Here is a 2,672-nt window from a genome sequence, read left to right as displayed (position 1 = left end):
TCACCTGCGACAGGCGCGCGGCCTGGTCTTTCAGGCTCTCGGCGGCGGCCGCACTTTGCTCCACCAGCGCCGCGTTTTGCTGCGTCATCTGGTCAAGCTGGTTCACCGCCGTGTTCACCTGCCCAATGCCGTCGCTTTGCTCGCCCGCGGCCGCCGTGATTTCGCCAATGATGTCGCTCACGCGCTGCACCGAGCCCACAATCTCGCTCATGGTCTGGCCCGCATCGGCCACCAGCCGGCTGCCGGTCTCAACCTTGTCCACGCTGGTGCTGATGAGGCCTTTGATTTCTTTGGCCGCCTCGGCGCTGCGCTGCGCGAGGTTGCGCACCTCACCGGCCACCACCGCAAAGCCCCGGCCTTGCTCGCCCGCGCGGGCGGCTTCCACCGCCGCGTTCAGCGCCAGGATGTTGGTCTGGAATGCAATACCGTCGATCACGCCAATGATGTCGCTGATCTTTTTGCTGCTGTGGTTGATCTCGTTCATGGTGGTGACCACCTGGCCCACCACCTGACCGCCGCGCACCGCGATCTCGGAGGCACTGGCGGCGAGCTGGTTGGCCTGGCGCGCAGCGTCGGCGCTTTGGCGCACGGTGCTGGTGAGCTCTTCCATGCTGGCCGCGGTTTCTTCCAGGTTGCTGGCGGCTTGCTCGGTGCGTGCGCTCAGGTCCTGGTTGCCGCTGGCAATCTCGGCCGACGCGGTGTTGATGCTGTCAGCCGCGCTGCGCAGCTCACGCATCATGCTCAGGAAGCGCTCGCGCATGCTTTCCACTTCGCGCACCAGGCGGCCAATCTCGTCGCTGCGTTGGGTTTGGAACGGGCGGCTCAGATCGCCCTGTGCCACGCTGGTCACAGCCTGGGTGAGCTCGGCGAGTGGGCGGCTCACATTGCGCCGCACCAACCAGAAAATGCCCAGCCCCAACACCACGGTGGTGACGGCCAACAAGGACCAGAAGGCGTAAATGGTGGCCCAGTGGGTGGCCATGGCTTCGTCGTCAGACACCTCCGCCACCACCCACCAGCCTCCGGCTTTGGCGGTGCGCTTCACGCGCCACGGATCGGACAGACCGGCCTGAAAGAGCGACGGGCCGCCGTCAACAAAGTTTTCAGGTGCAGTGCGCAGCTGGTCCAGCAGGGGGCCGGCATCGGGAAACACCTCAAGCACCTTTTTGCCAGCGGCTGTGGGGTGGGTCACAAACACCGCTTCGGCGCTGGCTTTGCGGGGGTCGATCACATAGGTGCCGCCGGTCTCAAAAAATCGGGCTTCGTTGACTAGCTGGACCAGCGAGGTCTGAAAGTCACCAATGTCAAAGCCAATGAACAGAATGCCCACCACCTGGCCCGCTTCGTCGGTCATGGCCTCGTAGTGGGTCATGTAATGTTTGCCAAACAGCGTGGCCCGGCCGGTGAAGGTTTTGCCCTGCAGCATGAGCGGGTACGCCGGGTGCTCCCGGGCCAGCAGGGTTCCCATGGCACGCTCACCGTTTTCTTTCTTCAGCGAAGTGGTCACGCGCTCAAAGTCGTCGCCTTTGCGCATGAAAATGGTGGCTACCCCACCGTTTTGCTGGTTAAAGGCGTCCACCTCGGCAAAATCGTTGTTCAGCAACAGGCCTTGGCTTTTGAGCTGACCGGCAACCGGGTCCAGTTCCAATTTTTCGGCGAATTTTTGACGAAACGGGCGGTAAGCCCGGTCGGTCATCATGCGGGCGGTGGCGTCAAAAGCGTCCACCGAGTCGGCCACGGCCTGCGCCTTGTCGCCAGCCCACACCACAATGCGCTCGCGCGAGCGGTCTTCGGCCACCACGGCCAGGAGCACGCTGATGAACAGCAGTACGGTGGCCAGCATGCCCACAGCCTGCAGTGAGAGGCGCCGCGCGATTGACTGATATTTGAAAGAGGGCGTTGTCATACGGACCTTGGTTGTGAGCGGTGAGCCTGGATGTGCATTACTGCAAGCTTTGCGTGCCGTCCATGAGACCCATGTCAGCGCTGGACATGAGTGCGTCGATGTCCATCAAGATCAACATGCGCTCGCCCACGCTGGCTATGCCAGTGACAAAGCTGGTGTCCACCGTGGTGTTCATCTCAGGCGCGGGCTTGATCAGGTCGCTGCTGAGCTCCAGTACATCGGACACAGAGTCCACCACAGCACCCACCACGCGGCCTCGCACGTTGAGCACGATCACCACGGTGAAACCGTTGTATTCCACGGTGTCGCAGCCGAGCTTGATACGCAGGTCCACCACCGGCACGATCACGCCGCGCAGGTTGACCACGCCTTTGATGAACGAGGGCGCGTTGGCGATGCGCGTGGGCTCTTCAAACGAGCGGATTTCCTGCACACGCAGGATGTCTATGCCGTATTCCTCACCGCCCAGGCGGAAAGTCAGGAATTCGGCTTTCTTGGCAGCTGCCACTCGGGCGCTGTGGTGGTTGGCCAGTTGGCTGGCTTCGTTGCGCATGTCCATGGAATAGATCCTCGAATAACGGGTTGGTCCATGAACTATCGGCTGGCCGCGCCCGGGCTGAAGGCCTAATAAAAACCACGAATGCCGGGCTGAACCGCTCTTAGCGCGCGAAATACATTCGAAAGTACACACATGACCGAAGCGAAGAGTCCCAATGGGTGTCCGCAAAGGAAAACACGTTTTCCCTGCGCACTTTTCCATCGTTCT

Annotated in this window: 2 protein-coding genes; both read right to left on the bottom strand. The window is 61.9% G+C overall.

Features of this window, described 5'->3' with window-relative positions:
- The coding region (locus GPT33_RS18640; RefSeq protein ID WP_296812108.1) for a methyl-accepting chemotaxis protein at nt 1–1,906 on the bottom strand (1,906 nt) is incomplete at its 3' end.
- Between the two features lie 37 nt (nt 1,907–1,943).
- The gene (locus GPT33_RS18635; protein WP_363929525.1) at nt 1,944–2,465 is read right to left on the bottom strand and encodes a chemotaxis protein CheW; all 522 of its coding nucleotides are present in this window, start codon (nt 2,463–2,465) and stop codon (nt 1,944–1,946) included.
- Nucleotides 2,466–2,672: the final 207 nt, after the last annotated feature.

The sequence above is a fragment of the Thiocapsa sp. genome, from assembly GCF_011390875.1.
Lineage (GTDB): Bacteria > Pseudomonadota > Gammaproteobacteria > Chromatiales > Chromatiaceae > Thiocapsa.
The sequence above is the reverse complement of the archived record's forward strand: the minus strand, read 5'-3'. Positions and strand labels throughout refer to the sequence as shown.